The organism is Pseudomonas sp. HY7a-MNA-CIBAN-0227, assembly GCF_040310325.1.
GTDB lineage: Bacteria > Pseudomonadota > Gammaproteobacteria > Pseudomonadales > Pseudomonadaceae > Aquipseudomonas.
In genome coordinates this window covers 86,374-104,707 of sequence record NZ_JBEOPT010000001.1, presented here as the reverse complement: position 1 = coordinate 104,707, position 18,334 = coordinate 86,374, and the positions used below count along the sequence as shown (strand labels likewise).

At 60.7% G+C, this 18,334-nt stretch carries 11 protein-coding genes and 1 pseudogene; 6 read left to right on the top strand and 6 right to left on the bottom strand.

What is annotated here, in order from left to right; translation table 11 throughout:
* Positions 1–40 precede the first annotated feature (40 nt).
* The 3 genes from AAEZ06_RS00480 (at position 41) to AAEZ06_RS00470 (ending at position 4,733) form a co-directional block, all read left to right on the top strand.
* Positions 41–1,021 (top strand): CobW family GTP-binding protein, encoded by a 981-nt coding sequence (locus tag AAEZ06_RS00480; RefSeq protein WP_149411007.1) that lies wholly within the window; start codon positions 41–43, stop codon positions 1,019–1,021.
* On the top strand, positions 1,018–2,190 hold the full coding sequence (locus tag AAEZ06_RS00475; RefSeq protein WP_149411008.1) for an ABC transporter substrate-binding protein: 1,173 nt from the start codon (positions 1,018–1,020) through the stop codon (positions 2,188–2,190). The genes AAEZ06_RS00480 and AAEZ06_RS00475 overlap by 4 nt, the downstream gene beginning before the upstream one ends.
* 206 nt (positions 2,191–2,396) lie before the next feature.
* Positions 2,397–4,733 (top strand): putative bifunctional diguanylate cyclase/phosphodiesterase, encoded by a 2,337-nt coding sequence (locus tag AAEZ06_RS00470; protein WP_149411009.1) that lies wholly within the window; start codon positions 2,397–2,399, stop codon positions 4,731–4,733.
* Positions 4,734–4,850: 117 nt separating this feature from the next.
* Here AAEZ06_RS00470 and AAEZ06_RS00465 read toward each other — a convergent pair whose 3' ends face one another.
* Both AAEZ06_RS00465 and AAEZ06_RS00460 read right to left on the bottom strand, forming a co-directional pair.
* The gene (locus AAEZ06_RS00465) at positions 4,851–7,262 is read right to left on the bottom strand and encodes a glucose/quinate/shikimate family membrane-bound PQQ-dependent dehydrogenase (protein WP_149411010.1); all 2,412 of its coding nucleotides are present in this window, start codon (positions 7,260–7,262) and stop codon (positions 4,851–4,853) included.
* A 415-nt stretch (positions 7,263–7,677) separates the two neighbouring features.
* A complete protein-coding gene (locus AAEZ06_RS00460) occupies positions 7,678–9,708 on the bottom strand; it encodes a TonB-dependent receptor (RefSeq protein ID WP_350612421.1) in 2,031 nt (676 codons plus the stop codon).
* Positions 9,709–9,928: 220 nt separating this feature from the next.
* Here AAEZ06_RS00460 and AAEZ06_RS00455 point away from each other — a divergent pair, with 220 nt between their 5' ends.
* Together AAEZ06_RS00455 and AAEZ06_RS00450 are read left to right on the top strand one after the other, a co-directional pair.
* A complete protein-coding gene (locus AAEZ06_RS00455) occupies positions 9,929–10,162 on the top strand; it encodes a VF530 family protein (protein ID WP_149411012.1) in 234 nt (77 codons plus the stop codon).
* Positions 10,163–10,178: 16 nt separating this feature from the next.
* Positions 10,179–10,796, top strand: a pseudogene (locus AAEZ06_RS00450) (Pr6Pr family membrane protein); the annotation flags it as partial.
* 73 nt (positions 10,797–10,869) lie between these two features.
* On the opposite strand, the gene AAEZ06_RS00445 reads toward AAEZ06_RS00450, so the two are convergent.
* The 4 genes from AAEZ06_RS00445 to AAEZ06_RS00430 all read right to left on the bottom strand — a co-directional run bounded on the left by AAEZ06_RS00445 (position 10,870) and on the right by AAEZ06_RS00430 (position 16,223).
* Positions 10,870–11,637, bottom strand: a complete 768-nt coding sequence (locus AAEZ06_RS00445) for a siderophore-interacting protein (RefSeq protein WP_350612419.1) — start codon at positions 11,635–11,637, stop codon at positions 10,870–10,872.
* A complete protein-coding gene (locus AAEZ06_RS00440; RefSeq protein WP_149411014.1) occupies positions 11,634–12,206 on the bottom strand; it encodes a PadR family transcriptional regulator in 573 nt (190 codons plus the stop codon). Before AAEZ06_RS00440 ends, AAEZ06_RS00445 begins: the two co-directional genes overlap by 4 nt.
* 191 nt (positions 12,207–12,397) lie before the next feature.
* Complete coding sequence (locus AAEZ06_RS00435; RefSeq protein ID WP_350612416.1) at positions 12,398–15,487, bottom strand: transglycosylase domain-containing protein; 3,090 nt, start codon at positions 15,485–15,487, stop codon at positions 12,398–12,400.
* Positions 15,488–15,764: 277 nt separating this feature from the next.
* A complete protein-coding gene (locus AAEZ06_RS00430) occupies positions 15,765–16,223 on the bottom strand; it encodes an REP-associated tyrosine transposase (RefSeq protein ID WP_149411064.1) in 459 nt (152 codons plus the stop codon).
* Between the two features lie 649 nt (positions 16,224–16,872).
* Here AAEZ06_RS00430 and AAEZ06_RS00425 point away from each other — a divergent pair.
* A complete protein-coding gene (locus AAEZ06_RS00425) occupies positions 16,873–18,294 on the top strand; it encodes an amino acid permease (protein WP_149411016.1) in 1,422 nt (473 codons plus the stop codon).
* Positions 18,295–18,334: the final 40 nt, after the last annotated feature.

The following is an 18,334-nucleotide window of genomic DNA, read 5'->3' as shown; positions in this document are numbered from 1 at the left end:
TAACGACCATCGCGAGCAAGCTCGCTCTACAGGTGAACCTATGAGTATCGCCCTCAACGTCATCACCGGCTTTCTCGGCAGCGGCAAGACCACCTTGCTCAAACGCCTGCTGCAAGGCGAAAGCCTGGGCGACACGGCGTTGCTGATCAATGAGTTCGGTGACGTCGGAATCGACCATCTGCTTGTGGAGGAAGTGGCGCCAGACACGGTGTTGCTGCCCAGCGGTTGCGTCTGCTGCTCCATTCGTGGCGAGTTGAAAGACGCCCTGCTCGGGTTGTTGCAACGCCGCGAGCGCGGTGAGATCCCAGCCTTCAAACGGGTGATTCTGGAAACCACCGGCCTGGCTGACCCGGCGCCGATCCTCGCCACCTTGAACAACGACGTGCAACTGCGCGGGCGCTTTCATATTGGTCTGGTGGTGACGTTGGTGGATGCCAGGCACGCCGCGTTGCAAGAGCGCCTGCACCCGGAATGGTTGGCGCAGGTGGCGGCGGCGGATCGCTTGTTGTTGAGCAAGACCGATCTTGTCGACGACTGTGATCAGTTGCGCAAACACTTGCAGGCCCTGAATGCAGGCACGCCGATCCTTAACACCCATGAGGTCGACAGCGGCGATCAACTGCTGCTCGGTGAAGGGTTGCGCAGTTCGACACCCGCATTGGAAGTCAGCCGCTGGAAGCTGCATCAGGCCTCATCGACACCTTCGACCCATGGCGCGGCGCAAGTCTGCTGCCTGACCTTAGACCAGCCACTGGACTGGGTCGGCTTCGGGGTCTGGTTATCGATGCTGTTAAGATGCCACGGCGAACGTATTCTTCGCGTCAAAGGACTGCTCAACGTGAACGCAAGCTTGGCCCCTATCGTCATTCATGGCGTGCAGCATTGCCTGCATGCCCCGGTCCACTTGCCCGAGTGGCCGGGTACGGATCGCCAATCGCGCCTGGTGTTTATCTTGCGCGGCCTCGATCCGGCATTGTTGCGCCGCTCCTTTGAAGTCTTCTCTCGACGGTTCGCCGCATGATTACTTTACGTGTCCTCGGCACTTCGGTGACTTTGCTTGAAGCCTTGCGTGTACGCGCCGAACAGGATCTGGGCATTCGCCTGGTCTACCAGGTGCACGACGTCGAACAGGCCCAGCGCATCGCCGTGATGCAGCCCGACAGCTACGACCTGTACGACCAGTGGTTTCACAACGTCGACTTCGTCTGGCCGGCGCGGGCGATCCAGCCCATCGATACCCGACGTATCGCCCTGTGGCATGAAATCAACGACCTGCCCAAGCGCGGTCGGTTGTCGGCCGGCGACCGCCTCGGCAGCGGCAGCGTGCCCAGCGAGCGCTTGTTTGTACAGCACGACGGCAGCCTTGGCAGCACCGTTACCGAACGCATCAGCATGCTGCCCCTGACCCACAACGTCGACAGTTTTGCTTATCGCCCTGAGCGTCTGCCCGAGGGTTTTAGCCGTGCCAATGAAAGTTGGGGCTGGCTGCTCGACCCGGCCTGGAGTGCCCGCGCCGCGCTGCAAAGTGATGCTGCCATTGGCGCTCTGGATGCTGCGCTGGCGGTGCAGGGTGCTGGCCTTGCGAGCTTCAAGGACATCGGCAACATGAGCATCGAAGAGATCGATGTGCTGGCCGATATCCTGGTGCGCAAACAGAAGGAAGGCCACTTCGCCGCTTTCTGGTCCGATGATGAAGAAGCGGCGCAATTGATGCTCAGCCCCAGCATCGATATCCAGAGTCTGTGGTCACCCACTTTGATGCGCCTGCATCGGGCCGGGGTCAAATACCGTCTCGCGGTACCCAAGGAAGGCTATCGCGCCTGGTTTGGCGGCCTGTCCCTGTCGCGCCATGCCAAGGGGCCGGTGCTGGACGCCGCCTACGCCTATCTCAACTGGTGGCTCTGCGGTTGGCCCGGCGCGGTGATGGCTCGCCAGGGTTATTACATCGGTAACCCGGCTCGCAGTCGCGACCACTTGAGCAGCGCTGAATGGGACTACTGGTACGCAGGCCTGCCGGCCCGCGAGGAACTGCTGGGCAGCGATGGTTTGCCGCTGATCGACATCGGTGAAGTGCGCGATGGTGGCTCCTACGAGCAGCGCATGGGGCATATCGCGGTGTGGAACTCGGTGATGGATGAACACAACTACCTGGTGCGGCGCTGGGGCGATTTCATGCGGGCACGGATGTAAGTAGGCAGCGATCTGTCGCCAAATTAATGACAGTAAATCTCCCGTGTGTATTAGGTTTACTTCTGCTCGCTGACAGCTAATCTGGATCGATCAAATGTTCTTAATGAAAAGACATTTACTTGACGGCAGGTCTGTAGTCGCGAGGGACGCGTATGACGACGGGACGTTTCGGCTGGAGGGGACAGGCGCTGCCAGAGGGGAGGCGGATGAGGTGGCGCCACTCGTTTCAGACACGACTTGCCGCGGTGTTGGCCTTGCTGCTGTTGGTGGTGGTGGGTGCGGTGTATTTCGCGGTGAAGGCGGCCACCACTAGCGCCGTGGAAAACCAGGCTCAGGTGCAACTGGAAACCGGCAGCCGAGTGTTCGAACGCCTGCTGGACTTGCGCGGGCGCCGTCTTCAATACGGCCTGGACTGGCTCACGGTAGACGCGCAATTTCGCCAGGCTGTCGCCGAGGGCCGCACGGCAGACATCCTTGCTGCACTGCAGCGCCATGGCACCGGCATCCGCGCCAGCGAGGTGTTTGTGCTGGGGCTCGATGGGCAAGTTATCGTCAGTACCCTGCAAGGCGTTCCCCAGGGGCAGGCCTTTCCCTTTACCGATGCGTTGCGCCGGGCGCGGCGCAGCTCCCTGCAAATGTTGATCGTTGCTCTGGCCGGTCAGCCTTATCTGCTGGTCCAGGAAGAAGTCGTTGATTCACTGCCCATCGCCCGCGTGGTCATGGGCTTTGCCATGGACGAGATTTTCGCCAGCGAACTGCGCTCCATGAGCAACCTGGAAGTGTCGTTCATGACGCTGCAGAACGACCAGCCCGGTACGCTGTTCAGCACGCAGCCAGCGGCCGACCGGGCAAGCATCATCAGCATGCTGCAAGGTTCACGGATCAACCCGATGGCGCAGATGAGCCTGTTTCACGGCCAGCGCTTTCTCAGCCAAACCTTGCTATTGGCCAATACCGGTGACGGCGGGCAGGTGATGGTGCTGCTGCAAAGCCCTCTGGACCACGCATTGCAATCCTTCGCGCCCCTTGATCGGCAATTTCTCGGCATCGCGTTGGCGGCGTTGCTGGTGTCACTGGTCTGGGCGTTGTTCATGGCGCGGCGGGTGTCGCGCCCGCTCAATGCGCTGGTGCAAGCTGCCGAACGCATCGGCGCTGGCGACTATCGCTCGCCGGTGGTGGTGCGTAGTAACGATGAGTTTGGCCTGCTGGCCCGGGCCTTCAACGCCATGCAAAGTGGCATCGCCGTGCGCGAACGACAGTTGGCCCACAACGCCTTGCACGACCCGCTGACCGGCCTGCCCAACCGCGCGCTGGCCATGGAGCGCTTGGGCAGCGCCATCAGCGCCCGGCGGCCGGTGGTGTTGCTGTACCTGGGCATTGAAAATTATCGGGTGATCAACGAGGGATTTGGCCCACAGGGTGTCGAAGAAATGATGCGCGAAGCCAGCCGCTGCCTGCTGTCGAGCCTGTCAGCCAGCGATACGGCAGCGCGGATCACCGGCAGCGAATTCTTGCTGTTGCTGGAAAACACCGAGATCGACCGCGCCGTGGCTCGGGCCGACCGGTTGTACGGCCTGTTGACGGAGCCGCAGCGCATTGGTAACGATGAGCTCAGGCATGAAGTGAGTATCGGCATCGCCGCTTATCCTGCCGATGGCCAGCAGGTCGAGGAGCTGATCAGCCGCGCGGCCATTGCTCGCCACGATGCGGCGGCATTGCCTGGCCACTTGCAGATCTACCAACAGGACCGCGACCTGGCCCATCAGCGCCAGATCAGCCTGATCCGCGACCTGCGCCGGGCGGTGGTCGAGCGCGAGCTGTTCCTGTGTTATCAGCCCAAACTGGACTTGAACCACGGCCATGTGCGCCAGGCCGAAGCGTTATTGCGCTGGCAGCACCCGACCCTGGGCCTGGTCTCGCCCGCTGAGTTCATTCCCCTCGCTGAGCGCACCGGTAGCATGTCCAGCCTGACCCACTGGGTGATAGAAGAGGCCATTCGCCAACTGGCCGAGTGGGACCATCGGGGCCTGCAGGTGCAGTTGTCGGTGAATATCTCGGTGGATGACCTGGCGGATGATGGTCTGGCGCTGCGCGTCACCGATTTGCTGGGGCAGTACTCGGTATTGGCCGAGCAACTGATTTTCGAAATTACCGAAAGTGCGATCATGCACAACCCGGAGCAGGCGCTGCGGGTTCTGGAGCAACTGCGTGGTTGTGGTATCAGCCTGTCGGTGGACGACTTCGGCACTGGCTACTCGTCCCTGGCTCAACTGCAACGCTTGCCGGTGCAGGAACTGAAAATCGACCAGTCCTTCGTGCGTAATCTGGACAGCGCCAGCGGCGATGGGGTAATCGTGCGCTCGACCATCGAGATGAGCCACAACCTGGGGCTCAAGGTGGTGGCCGAAGGGGTGGAGTTCGAGCCCAGCCTGAAACTGCTCAGGCAATGGAAGTGCGACACCGCCCAGGGCTACTTGATCAGCCGACCGTTGAATGCCATGGCGTTTGAGATCTGGATGCGCCGCGAGCATATGCAGGTGTAACGGCACACAATCGACCCGTGGCGAGGGAGCTTGCTTCCTCGCCACAGGGGGGTAGGGCAAGCACAAAAAAAGGCGGCTACCCTGAGGTAGCCGCCTTTGTTTTACCGCCAGTCCCGCTTAATCCGGCAGTTTAAACGCCATCACATAGTCACCCTGCTTGGTGCCCAGGGAGCCGTGACCGCCGGCCATGACCAGCACGTATTGCTTGCCGTCCTTGCCGGTGTAGGTCATCGGTGTGGTTTGGGCGCCTGCTGGCAGGCGGCCTTCCCACAACTGCTTGCCGTTTTTCACGTCATAGGCACGCAGGTACTGGTCGAGGGTACCGCTGAGGAAGGCCACGCCACTGGCAGTGGTGAAAGGCCCGCCCATGCTTGGTACGCCCATGCTCAACGGGAGCGGAACCGGCGAGTTGTCACGCACGGTGCCGTTCTTGTGCATCCAGATGGTTTTGTGGGTGGTCAGGTCGACCGCCGCCACGTAACCCCAGGCAGGTGCCTGGCACGGCAGGCCGATCGGCGACAGCATCGCTTCCAGGACGACGCCATACGGAGTGCCTTTGTTTGGCTGCACGCCTTCGGTTTCGCTGACCCGTGGGCCCTGGGCGGCGATTTTTTCCGCCGGGATCATGGTCGACTTGAACGCCATGTAGCTTGGGTTGACGAAGGCGATCTGACGCACTGGGTCAACCGAGATGCCGCCCCAGTCGAACACACCAAAGTTGCCTGGATAAACGATCGAGCCTTGCAGCGACGGCGGAGTAAACGGGCCATCGTAGCGCAGGGACTTGAAGTCGATCCGGCAGAGCATTTGGTCGAACGGGGTCACGCCCCACATGTCACGCTCCTTGAGGGGCGGTGGCATGAAGTTCAGGTCCGACTTGGGTTGGGTTGGTGAGGTGTGATCGCCAGCCACAGCGCCTTGCGGCACAGGGATTTCATTGATCGGCACCACTGGCTCGCCGGTCGCACGGTCCAGCACGTAGATGCTGCCTTGCTTGGTCGATGTCATGACGGCTTGTTTCACGCCAGCGGCGGTCTTGATGTCGATCAGGCTTGGCTGGCCGCCCACGTCCATGTCCCACAGGTCATGGTGCGTGAACTGGTAGTGCCAGCGCACGTGGCCGGTGTCGATGTCCAGGGCAGTGAGGCCGGCGGCATGCAGTTCCGAGGCAGGAGTGCGATAGCCACCGAACTGGTCCGGGGTCTGGTTGCCCATTGGCAGGTAGAGCATGCCGAGCTTTTCATCGACTGCGAACATCGACCACATGTTGGGCGAGTTGCGGGTGTAGGTCTTGCCTTCGGCAATCGGCGTGGTGTCGTCCGGATTGCCGCTGTCCCAGTTCCACACCAGCTTGCCGGTGTGTACGTCGAACGCGCGGATCACGCCGCTTGGCTCGTCGATGGAAACGTTGTCGGTAACGTGACCGCCAATCACCACCAGGTTTTTGGTGACCGCAGGTGGCGAGGTGGAGTAGTAACCACCGGGTGCGAAGGTGCCGATGTTGGCGCCCAGGTCGACCTGGCCCTTGTCGCCGAAGTCTTCGCACATCTTGCCGGTGTCGGCGTTCAGGGCGATCAGGCGGGTGTCGGCGGTCGGCAGGAAGATCCGGCGTGGGCAAGCGTTGGCGGTCGGCGCAGCAGCGTCGGTGGCCGGGCTTTGCTCGGTGGCGGCATAGGCGGCGTCATCGTGATACGAAACGCCACGGCAGGTCATGTGCGCCCAACCCTTGAAGTTCTCGGCTTTTTGCGTCGAGAGCTTCGGATCGAAACGCCAGATTTCCTTGCCAGTGTCCGGATCAAGGGCAATCACCTGGCTGTGGGGCGTGCACACGTAGAGCATGCCGTTGACTTTCAGCGGGGTGTTTTCCGCGGTGGTTTCACCGGGATCGCCTGGGCCAGGAAGATCGCCGGTGCGATAGGTCCAGGCTGGTACCAGCTTGTGAGCGTTTTGCGGGGTGATCTGCGCCAGCGGCGAGTAACGGTCACCGAAGGCCGAGCGGCCGTAGGAATTCCAGTCGCCATCGGGTTGGGTCGGCGCGGCGTTGGCCATGCCCGGTACCGCATCACGGTCCAGTTGGCCTTTGATTTCACCAGGGTTGGTGAATTGGCTGGCCAAGGCGGCGGCGCCGGCCAACACCACGGCCACGCTCAGCGCGCCGGTGCCCAGCGGGGCCGTTTGGCCACGCAGCAATGGGCGACGGAACCACGGCAGCAGCATGACGATGCCCAGTGCAAACAACAGGGCCAGGCGCGGCACCAGTTGCCACCAGTCCAGGCCGACTTCCCATAGCGCCCAGACGGTGCTGGCAAACAGCACCAGCGCGTACAGGCCCAGGGCGGCGCGACGTGTGGCCAGCAGCAGGATGCCGGTCAGGGTGAGGCCAATACCGGCCAGCAGGTAGTACAGCGACCCGCCGAGCAGACTCAGCTTGATACCCCCGGCCAGCATGGCCAGGCCCATTATCAGCAGCAAAATCCCCAGCAGCCTGGGCAGCAGGCGGCTTGGACTCGAAGCACCATCAGCGCTCATAAGTGTGTTCTCCGTGACGTTCAAATGTTTCAAATGTTGTAGTCCCGTGCATGTTCACTGTAGATGACGATTCAGCACGGGCTTGGTTCAGCTTTAAAAAGCTCTGTTTGGCTTTTTTTCTCCAAAAAGCGCGCAAAACACTGCTCGCGAGTTATTCGATGGCGCTCTGTCTTTGAAAGACAGCGCTGTCCAGGGGCTGGATACATCGTTCAGGGGGCGACATCGAAAGGGATAAACCGCGTTCAGAAAGGTGGAGCAGGGTGATGAAACGTTTCAGTTTGTTGCCAGCAAGGATAAAGCGCCTGCTCTGGGAGAGAAAGGGGCATTCGCAAGATGGATCGTTTCGGATTTGGTAACAGTGAGGTGAAAGGTTGATATTTGTGGCGAGCGGGCAAGCCCGCTCGCCACAGTGGGTTTAGAAGGTAGTACGCACGCCGAACTCAACACTACGTCCTGGCGCTGGCGCAATATCGCGCAGGATTGAGCTGGCATAGCGCACGGTCTGGTTGGTCAGGTTTTCGCCGTTGACGAAGGCCAGCCACTGGCTACCACCGACATTGAAGCGATAGCCGGCGCTGGCACCCAGGGTGGTGTAGCCGTCGGTGCCGCTTTCGTTGTCGGGCACCCGGCCTTGGCCTGCGGCGTGTTCGATGTCGATCCGTGCCTGCCAGCGGTCCAGTTCCCATAGCAGGCCGCTGTTCAAGCGCAATGGCGCAATGCGCGGCAAGGCTTCGCCGGTATCGAGGTTGGTGGCGCGGGTGTAATCACCCGACAGTTCCAGGGCGAACTTGCCGTAGGCACCTTCGCCCAGCTTCCAGTGATCCTGGGCTTCAAAACCGGCGAAACGGGCGCGCACGCCGGAGTATTTGTACTCAGGGATGCCGCCAGCGTCTTCCTCGTCTTCGTCGTTCAAGGTCCGCCCACTGCCCAGCAAGCCGATGTAGTTGGAGAAGTGGCTGTAGAACACCCCGAAGCTGCCCTTGTGGGTGCCGTTGTCAAAGCGCAGGGCCAGGTCGCTGGAGACGGCTTTTTCTTTCGACAGGTTGGCGTCGCCCACTTCATACGTGCCGGTGGCAACGTGGGCACCGTTGGCATACAGCTCGTAGAAGGTCGGGGCGCGTTCGGTGTAGCTCAGGGTGGCGGCCAGGGACCAGATCGGCGTTAGGGTATACACCGCGCCGGACGACAGGCTGCCGGCGGTGAAGCTGTTGGAACTGTCGGCACTGGCGAAGCGCTCGTTGCCTTTGCCGTCCGGGTCGACCGTGGTGTGTTCCAGCCGCCCGCCCAGGCTCAGTTTCAGGCGTTCGGTGGCCTGCATTTCTTCGAGGATAAACAGCGCGCCGGCATTGGTGTCGGTTTGCGGTACGAAGGCTTCTTCGCCCAGCGCGGAAAACTCATTGCGACTGACCTGGGCGCCAATCACCCCGTTGAATGGTCCGATGGGCAGGTGCCGCGCCTCGATCCGCGCCTCATAACCCTTGTTCTTGAAGGTGGTGCCGGTTTCGCCACCTTCGATTTCCCGATGTTCGTAGTCGGTGTAACCGGCATCGAGTTTCACCGAAGTGAAGGGGCCTTGCAGGTTACGGATCTCGGATGCGAAGGCGTAGTGATCCTGCTTCATGCGGATGCGCACGTCCTGTTCGGCGGGCGAGCCGTAGTTGCTGTCGTAGTTGCTGTAGGAAAGCCCAGCGTAACCATCGTCCCAGGTGTAGGAACCGCCGAGCGCACCGCCGTCCTGACGCCCGTCGCTGTTGCCCAGCCGGCCGCGCTTGCCATCACCATTATCACTTGGCGCGGCGTGGCGGCTGCGGGCGTAGCCTGGGATTTTCAGGTCGTTGAATTGCCGGGAGTTGGTGTCCAGGTGCAAGGCGAAGCTGCCGTTGCCGGCTTCCAGTTTGCCGGCGCTGCTGCGGGTGGTGTCGGCGCCGCCGTAGCGCAATTCACCGGCACCGTGGATGCCTTCGATGGCTTCGGTGGGGATGCGGTTGTCGAAGGTGTTGACCACGCCACCGATGGCACTGCCGCCGTAGAGCAGGGCGGCCGGGCCACGGACAATTTCGATGCGCTCGACGTTGACCGGGTCCAGCGGTACAGCGTGGTCATAGGACAGAGACGAGGCATCCAGCGCGCCAACGCCGTTACGCAGGATGCGAATGCGGTCACCGTCCTGGCCCCGAATGATCGGACGGCTGGCGCCCGGGCCGAAGTAGGACGACGACACGCCGGGCTGCTTGTTCAAGGTTTCACCGAGGCTGCCTTTTTGTTGCAGGGTCAGGTCGTCGCCTTCCAGCACGGTGGTGGGCGAGGCGAGTTGTTCGCTGCCCAGCGGGTTGCCGGTGATGACTTGAGGTTGCAGCTCCAGGGCATGGGCTTCGCTGCTGATCAACAGCGCGGCAGCTACGGGGGTAAGGCGCCACAGCAATGGACGGGGAGATGAGCTAGACATCGGTTATTCCTTGGCAAGCGGCGCACATACGCACGCCCTGAGTCGAAAAGAGAAGGATGAAGACGGTAATTTTGATAGCTATAGTTATAATATAACATTACTTTTTTCTCTGAGGATGGGAACTTTTTTCAAGGGCTATAGTGAAGGCATCGCTTCCACCGGCATCGCCCCTCGGCTAAGGTGCGCGGCTTCATTCTTGAATTCTTGGCAAAGGCCCGGCATGACTGCACAAAATAACGACCCCCTGCACGGCGTCACCCTGGAACAGGTTCTCACCGCACTGGTGACTCACTATCAATGGGAAGGGCTGGCCGAGCGCATCAACATCCGCTGTTTTTCCAGCGACCCGAGCATCAAGTCGAGCCTGTCGTTTTTGCGCAAGACGCCATGGGCACGGGAGAAGGTCGAAGGGCTGTACGTCAAGCTGATGCGCACCAAACGTCCGCAGGATTGATGGCGTGAGTGGCAGGTTGCCTGGCTATGTGGCAGTGGCGGCACTCACCGGTTGGACGGGCCTGGTGATTCAGCAGTACCTGATTTTTTATTCCCGTTGGACTTCAGGCGCCAGCTTGCTGGGCGGCCTGGTCAACTTCTTCAGCTTCTTCACTGTGCTGACCAACATCCTGGCGGTGGTGGTCTTGAGTTATGCACGGGTGAATCATCCTTCAGCCGGTCGACGGTTTTTCCTGCAGCCTGCGGTGAGCAGCGCGATAGCAGTGAGCATCGTTGTGGTGGGTTTGGCCTACAACCTGTTGCTGCGACATTTATGGCACCCGCAGGGTTTTCAGTTCATCGCCGACGAGTTGCTGCACGACGTGATGCCCCTACTGTTTCTTGGCTATTGGTGGTTCGGCGTGCCCAAAGGCACCTTGCGCCTCAAACACATTGGCCTGTGGGTGATCTACCCCCTGGTGTACTTTGCTTACGCGCTATTGCGCGGGCATTTGCTGGGGCAGTATCAGTACCCGTTCATTGATGTGGATACCCTGGGTTATCCACAGGTGTTTGTGAATGCCGGGGCGATATTGCTGGGATTTGTGGTGATTGCCTTGGCGATAGTCGGGCTGGACAGGGTCGCTAAATCACCGCAGGGCTTATGTGGCAGACTTGCCAGTCGCCACCTTTATTTGATCTTCATTGTGGTTGAGTCCGGCTTACGCTTTATTCGTCTTCGCTGCTGTTGGCACGCCAGTACCCGACGGCCTTGACGAACGAGTCATCGAGCTTGTGCTCATCGAGCAGCACCCGGCGAACTTGCCGCGACAGCTTGGTTTCTGTTGCCACCCAGGCATACAACGATCCGTCCGGTACGCGCAATTGCTGGACGGTGGCGAGCAAGTTGTCCACACCGCGTAGAACCCAGATCACCTCCACATCTGCAGCACTCTCCAGTGTTTGTCGTTCAGCCGCATTGGCCACTTCAATCACCGCCAGCACCTCGCGCCCTGCTGGTAATTCTTCCAGGCGCCGGGCAATGGCCGGCAGGGCGGTTTCATCGCCGATCAGCAAGTAGCTGTCGAAGATGTCCGGCACGATCATCGAGCCTCGAGGTCCGCCGATGTACAGGTGTTGGCCGACCGCTGCCTGTTCGGCCCAGGTCGATGCGGGGCCATCACCGTGCAAGACGAAGTCGATGTCCAGTTCGCCAATGGCCAGGTCGAACCGCCGCGGGGTGTAGTCGCGCATGGCCGGTTGTGGCCCGTCGCCCTTGATACTGAAGGTCGGGCTTTGCAGCGCCACGTACTCGGCGGCGGTCTGCGGGAACAGCAGCTTGATGTGATCATCACTGCCCAGGCTGACAAACCCTGCCAGTTGCTCACCGCCGAGGGTAATCCTGCGCATGCGCGGGGTGATATCGACCACCCGCAGCACGTCCAGGCGACGGCGTTTTATCTCGTGGGTGACGCGGTGGATGACGGGTGTGTTCATGGATTTTCCCCCTGTACAGGTTGGACGACCGGGCCGTCGACGATGGCGTGGGCGGTGCCGTTGAGCAGGCCCGCGACGCGGGTGATTTCTTGCGCGCTCCAGCGCCCGTGATGCAGTTGCAGGGCATGGCGCAGGTTGTGTACCGCCTCGTGAATTTCCGGCGGCCGGTCATGGCCGCGCAGCGAACGCTTGCTGACATCGATGCGCATGCGTACGCCGTCCAGTGCAACGGCTTGTTCACTTAAAGAAAGACGTCCAGCGTCGGTGATTGTGTAGCGTTTTTTTCCGCCATCGACGTCGCCGGTGATCAATTCGCTTTCTTCCAGGAACGTCAGGGTTGGGTAGATCACCCCTGGGCTGGGGCTGTAGGCGCCGTCGAACAAACCTTCAATCTGGCGGATCAGGTCGTAGCCGTGGCACGGCTGCTCGGCAATCAGCGCTAGCAACAGTAGTTTCAAATCCCCCGGTGCGAAGACCCGTGGGCCACGACCACCGCGTTCGCGGCCTGGGCGTTTCTCGAAGCCATCGCGGCCGTCACCGGGTTCACGGTGGGAATGAGGGTCTCTCATGGTCATGCTCTCTGCGTATTAGTTAGACATAACTTAAGATATATCTTACTGGCTGAGCAAGATCCATTCCGACGAACGGTTTTCCGACAGGGTCGAGCCAGGTACGGTGATTAGATTGTCCGCAAACGCAAATAACTATTGAATAGAGTAACTATTGTTCCAGGACGTGAATGTCTTCACTTTTGCTATGTTCAGGGCGCCTGACACGCGGTGTGCTCGCCAGGTTGCAGGTAAGGCGTCAGGAGGGGCGCCATGCCCTTAAGTACCTGTACGGGCAGTGCCGAGGTGAACGTGAAGGTTTGCGCCGAGCTGCCTGGCACAAACGCCGTCAGGGTGCCGAAGTGCTGCTCGCCAATGTAGAACACGAAGGTGGCGGTGCGATTGATGGACTTGGAACTGAGAATGCGTCCACCGGCACCGATGGCTTCGATGCGGTTGTCACCTGTGCCGGTTTTACCGCCCATGGTCAGGGGCGTGCCATCCGCCAGTTTGAAACTGCCGGAAACCCGTTTCGCGGTACCGGCGTCCACCACTTGCGATAGCGCTGCGCGCAAGGCGCTGGCGACGTCGCTGGGCATCACCCGTTTACTGCGATTGGGGTCATTGATCAAGCGCGTTTCATAGGGAGTGCCTGCAGCAAAATGCAGGCTGTCGATGCGCAGTGTCGGCTCGCGCACGCCATCGTTGAGGATAACTCCCACCAGTTCCGCCAGGGCGGCCGGGCGATCACCTGAGCTGCCAATCGCGGTGGCGAGGGACGGCACCAGGTGGTCGAAGGGGTAGCCGACGGCCTGCCAGCGTTGATGAATATCGAGAAACGCTTCGATCTCCAGCATGGTGCGGATACGACTGTCCCGGGCGCTTTTGTGCCGGCTCTTGAACAGCCAGCCATAGACTTCCTGACGCTCATACTCGCTGGCGGCGACGGCCTGGGTGAAGGTGGCGTCGGGGTTGTTCAACAAGTAGCCGAGCAGCCACAAGTCCAGGGGGTGGACCTTGGCGATGTAGCCTTGGTCCGGCAGGTCGTAGGCACCGGGGCCGTAGTTTTGATAGAGCTTTTCCAGGCGCTCATCGGTGAGTTTTTCCGGGGCCTTGGTGCTGGTCAAATGGGCACGGACAAAACTGTTGAAACTCTTTTGACTGGCCTGGGGCAGCAGGTAGCGGTGCACGGCGGCCAGGCGGATGGCGGTGGGGTGCAGGCTGTCGAGGAAGGTGTCGAGCCGGGCCTGGGTGTCCTTGTTGCGGTACTTTTTCCAGAAGCGCAGTAGGAACGAGGTGCCTTCGCGGTCGGCAAATTTCGCCAGGTATTCCTGACGGCGCGGGTCGCTGTCGTCCTTGAGCAATTGGGCACTGCTGCCTGGTGCCTGGTAGGTGCTGTAGCGCACCAGGTCGCGCATCAGGCGAATGAAGGGCAGGTTGATCGATTCGCGCAGTGCTTCACGCAGGGTAGGGTTACGGCCGTTGTCTTCGTTGCGAAAGTTATGGAAGCGATGCAAGCCTCCACCGGTGAAAAAGCTTTCGCCGGGGTTGGCGGAATACTGCCGGTTGAGTGCCGCGTCGAGCATTATCGGCAGGCTTTGATCGGTGTTTTGCGCCAGGTAATCCAGGGCCCAGCGGGACAGGCGATCCTGGTCGCCGACCTCGACTTTCTGCAACGCGGCAGGCGTTTGGCCGGCATAGCGGTCGTGCAGTTCGCTGATGATTTGCAGGTAGGTAGTCAGCACCCGCAGCTTGGCGGTGGAGCCCAACTCCAGCTTGCTGCCTTCGTTGATGTCAAAGGGCTGGTCGGTGCTGTCGGTCTGCACCCGTACACGGGCGCCGTCGGCTGTCATCTCGTACAAGGTGAAGCTGTAGCGTACCTGGGCGGTGCTGGCGGGGGTCAGCAGGCGCGGGCCGAGCAGGCCCAGTTGGCCAGCGAAGGCCGGGTCGGCCAGGTGCTTGAGGTAGGCGGTGGCCTGGGTTTGCAGGTCACTTTGCAGGGTGCTGGTGGCGGACAGGTCAAGGCGGTCCAGGTCGTACAGAGGCCGCTTGAGCAGCGCGGCCAGGCGGCTGCGGGCGACGCTGATGCCCTTGTTGGTTTCGATGGGTTGGATCGTGGGCTGTTGCTGCCAGTCGCGGTAACTTACTTTGCTGGCCAGGGCGGCAGCGGACAGAGCCGGGTCGATCACGTTGTTTTGCGCCAACAGGCGGATATGGCTGTCGGTGAGGTCGGTCAGCTCCGCGCGGCCCTTGGACAAATAGTGGGAGGGCCGGCGCTGGGCGATCATCAGCGATAACACTTCACGCAGGGCCAGGGCTTTTTGCGTCAGGTTTTTTGGGTCTGTGCTGGTCAGGAGGGCATTGCTCTGGTTGAAGTCGGCGCCGTACCAGACACGTAGCCCTTCGGCCATGCCATGGACCTCGCCGTGGCCCGGAACGGCGGACAGCGGCACGCTATTGAGGTAGTCGCGCACGATGTTCTGCCGCGCCTGTAAGGTGCCCGGGCCGTCCTGGTAGGTGCGCACGCTGGCGGAAATCATCTGGCGAATTTTCTCGCCACCGGACAGGGTTAGGCCGTCAGGAGAGTGGCGGTACTTTTCCAATTGTGTGGCCAGGGTACTGCCGCCCGCCGTCTGGCCAGGTAGGTGCAGCAGCTTTGCCACCTGGGACCAGGCCGCCCTGGCAAAGCGAGGCCAATCCACGGCGGGGTTGGCCTGGGGCTGGGCGGGGTCCAGCAGGTCCCGGTTTTCGATAAACAGCAGGCTGTTGACTACCACCTGCGGAATGGCCGCGAAGGTCGGGTAAAACTGTTGGGGATAACTGAAACGGTACAGCGGTTCAGCGCGGCAATCGGTGATCGACAGGCCTGCCTGGATTTTTTCGGGGTAGGGCACAAACAAGCCGTGGCGGGTGTAGTCCATCAGGGCCTCGGAGAAGCGGGCCTGATTCTGTATCACATAGTCGCGCTTGAGCAGGCGCGGCAAAAAATCACCGAGCGCGCTGTAGCCCAGACGCTGGTCGAAGGGGCCTGCACCGGGGTAGACGATGGCATCGCTGGGGCCGGGTTGCAGGTCGTACGTCAAGTTCGCCGCGACCCGACTGAACTCTCGGGCTTGCCACTTGGACGTACGCATTTCCCGAGAGACGGCGAAACCGAGGGCGATCAACCCGATCACCAGCAACAGCCACAACAGCCGCCATCCCAGCCACCGCTGGCGGGGGCTTTGTGGCAATGGCTGTTCACCCGTGCTGTCGGTTGGCACCGCAGTCTTGGTCGAACCGGTTTGCCATAAAGCGCCCATAGTCGATTGATCCATTCACGCAGATTGATCGGACTTGCCTGAAGCTTAGACGGTGGTGGGCATGTAGGAAGGATTTGTGTAGGCAATCGATAGTTGAGGTGAGTGCTTGTTGTGGCGAGTGGGCTTGCCCGCGCTGGGCGGCGAAGCCGCCCTAAAACCGGCCATGGAGATCTGCCTGGAAAAACGCAGTGACTTTATTGGGTCTGCTACGCAGCCCAACGCGGGCAAGCCCGCTCGCCACAACAGGCCCTTTTGCCAACAGGGGTAGATGTCTGGCTCAGAGCCAAGCGGCGTCCCAGAGTGGATAGTCGCCAATATTTTCCACCAGTCCAGCGCGAAGTGGATTGGCGATGATGTAGCGGGCAATCGGGCAAAGGTCTTCTTCTGCTCGAACCGCACGATCGTGATAGCCCCGTTGCCAGAAAGCACCTGAGCTGCCGCAAGCACGGTTGATGGTCAGCGTACTCCGGGACTTGGTTCTTCCCATTACCTGAGATAGCGGCGCTTCTTGCAGTTCAAATAACCAGTGAAAGTGATCCGGCATGACGACCCACGCCAATGAGTTGACCAAGCCCAGGTCATGGCTTTGCTTGAGTTCGGCAACCAGCAACCTTCCCAGGTGAAAGTCGCGAAACAGTGGCCGTCTGTCATGAACCACGACAGTGATCAGGTAGGCGCGACCTGATTGTGAATATCGGCCACGGCGTAGCAGGTGAGAGTTGGGGTGATGGGGCAATCCTTTGCTCCTTTGAATGGATGAGTAGCCCATTGACGCTAGCACCTGGCAGCGGAGGGCGATCGTGAGATCAATGTGCGGATATATCTGTGATCAGACTCTTGTGACTAGCAGGCTGGCTCTTGTGGCAAGCGGGCCTGTTGTGGCGAGCGGGCTTGCCCGCGTTGGGTGGCGAAGCCGCCCTAAAACCGGTCATGGAGATCTGTCTGGAAAAATGCGGTGACTTTATTAGGACTGCTACGCAGCCCAACGCGGGCAAGCCCGCTCGCCACAACAACTCGGTGACTGGCTACAGAAGGTCCGTCCTAGAGCCTTCTTTCCAGGCAAATACACCCAAGGTAGGGGCATGACGGTGCACCATTGCTGTGCAATACTCGCCGCCGTTTATTGAGGGTGATTTCTGCATCCTCCAGGCAATGACCCTTCGTATAGGGGGCTTTTGCCAAGAGTTCTAGCTGAATTTTACTGTTTATAGAGTGAAAAGCCCTGCTCATGGCTTTTTATACTGCACGCCCGCTGAGCTGGCCGGTTTACTCGGCCAGGCAGGTTCGCCCAAAAGGTGAGCCTGGCAGGAAGGCGTCATGGCGACCTGCTGTGACGTCGAACGCTCGGTGATTCATATCCAATAACAACATGAGGTTGTACTCCTATGCCCGCTGGCAATCACCTGCCCCACGGCGAGACCGCTTCGGGCGGCCCGCTTAAACGCGAATTGGGCGAACGGCATATTCGCCTGATGGCGCTCGGCGCCTGTATCGGTGTCGGCCTGTTTCTCGGATCGGCCAAGGCCATCGAAATGGCCGGCCCGGCGATCATGCTGTCTTACATCATTGGTGGCCTGGCCATCCTGGTGATCATGCGCGCCCTCGGCGAGATGGCTGTGCATAACCCAGTCGCCGGCTCGTTCAGTCGTTATGCCCAGGATTACCTCGGCCCGCTGGCGGGCTTTCTCACCGGCTGGAACTACTGGTTCCTGTGGCTGGTGACCTGTGTCGCAGAGATCACTGCGGTGGCCGTGTACATGGGCGTCTGGTTCCCCGATGTGCCGCGCTGGATCTGGGCCCTGGCGGCCCTGATCAGCATGGGCACCATCAACCTGATCGCGGTCAAGGCCTTTGGTGAGTTCGAATTCTGGTTCGCCCTGATCAAGATCGTCACCATCATTGCCATGGTCATCGGCGGCATTGGGGTGATCGCCTTCGGCTTCGGCAACGATGGCGTGGCGTTGGGGATTTCCAACCTGTGGGCCCACGGCGGCTTCATGCCCAATGGCGTGCAGGGCGTGCTGATGTCCCTGCAAATGGTGATGTTTGCCTACCTGGGCGTAGAGATGATCGGCCTGACCGCCGGTGAAGCGAAGAACCCGCAGAAGACCATTCCCAATGCCATCGGCTCGGTGTTCTGGCGCATCCTGTTGTTCTACGTGGGTGCGTTGTTCGTGATTCTGTCGATTTACCCGTGGAATGAAATCGGCACCCAGGGCAGTCCGTTCGTGATGACGTTCGAGCGCCTGGGCATCAAGACCGCCGCAGGCATCATCAACTTCGTGGTGATCACTGCCGCTCTGTCGTCCTGTAATGGCGGGATCTTCAGCACCGGGCGCATGCTCTACAGCCTGGCGCAGAACGGCCAGGCTCCAGCAACGTTCGGCACCACTTCCAGCAATGGCGTACCGCGCCGTGCGCTGCTGTTGTCGATTGTGGCCTTGTTGCTGGGCGTGCTGCTCAACTACCTGGTACCGGAAAAAGTCTTCGTCTGGGTCACCGCCATCGCTACTTTTGGCGCGATCTGGACTTGGGCGATGATCCTCCTGGCCCAGCTCAGGTTCCGCCAAGGCCTGAGCCCGGCTGAACGAGCCGCCTTGAAGTACCGCATGTGGCTGTACCCGTTCAGCTCCTGGCTGGCGCTGGCGTTCCTGGTATTGGTGGTGGGCCTGATGGCGTACTTCCCGGACACCCGTGTTGCGCTGTATGTGGGCCCGGCGTTCCTGGTGCTGCTGACGGTGCTGTTCTACGCGTTCAAGCTGCAACCGATCAACACCACCCAAGGCGCGGTGCGTTCAGCGTCCTGACCCACACGTGAGTCACAAAAAAGCCCCGGTCAGATGATCG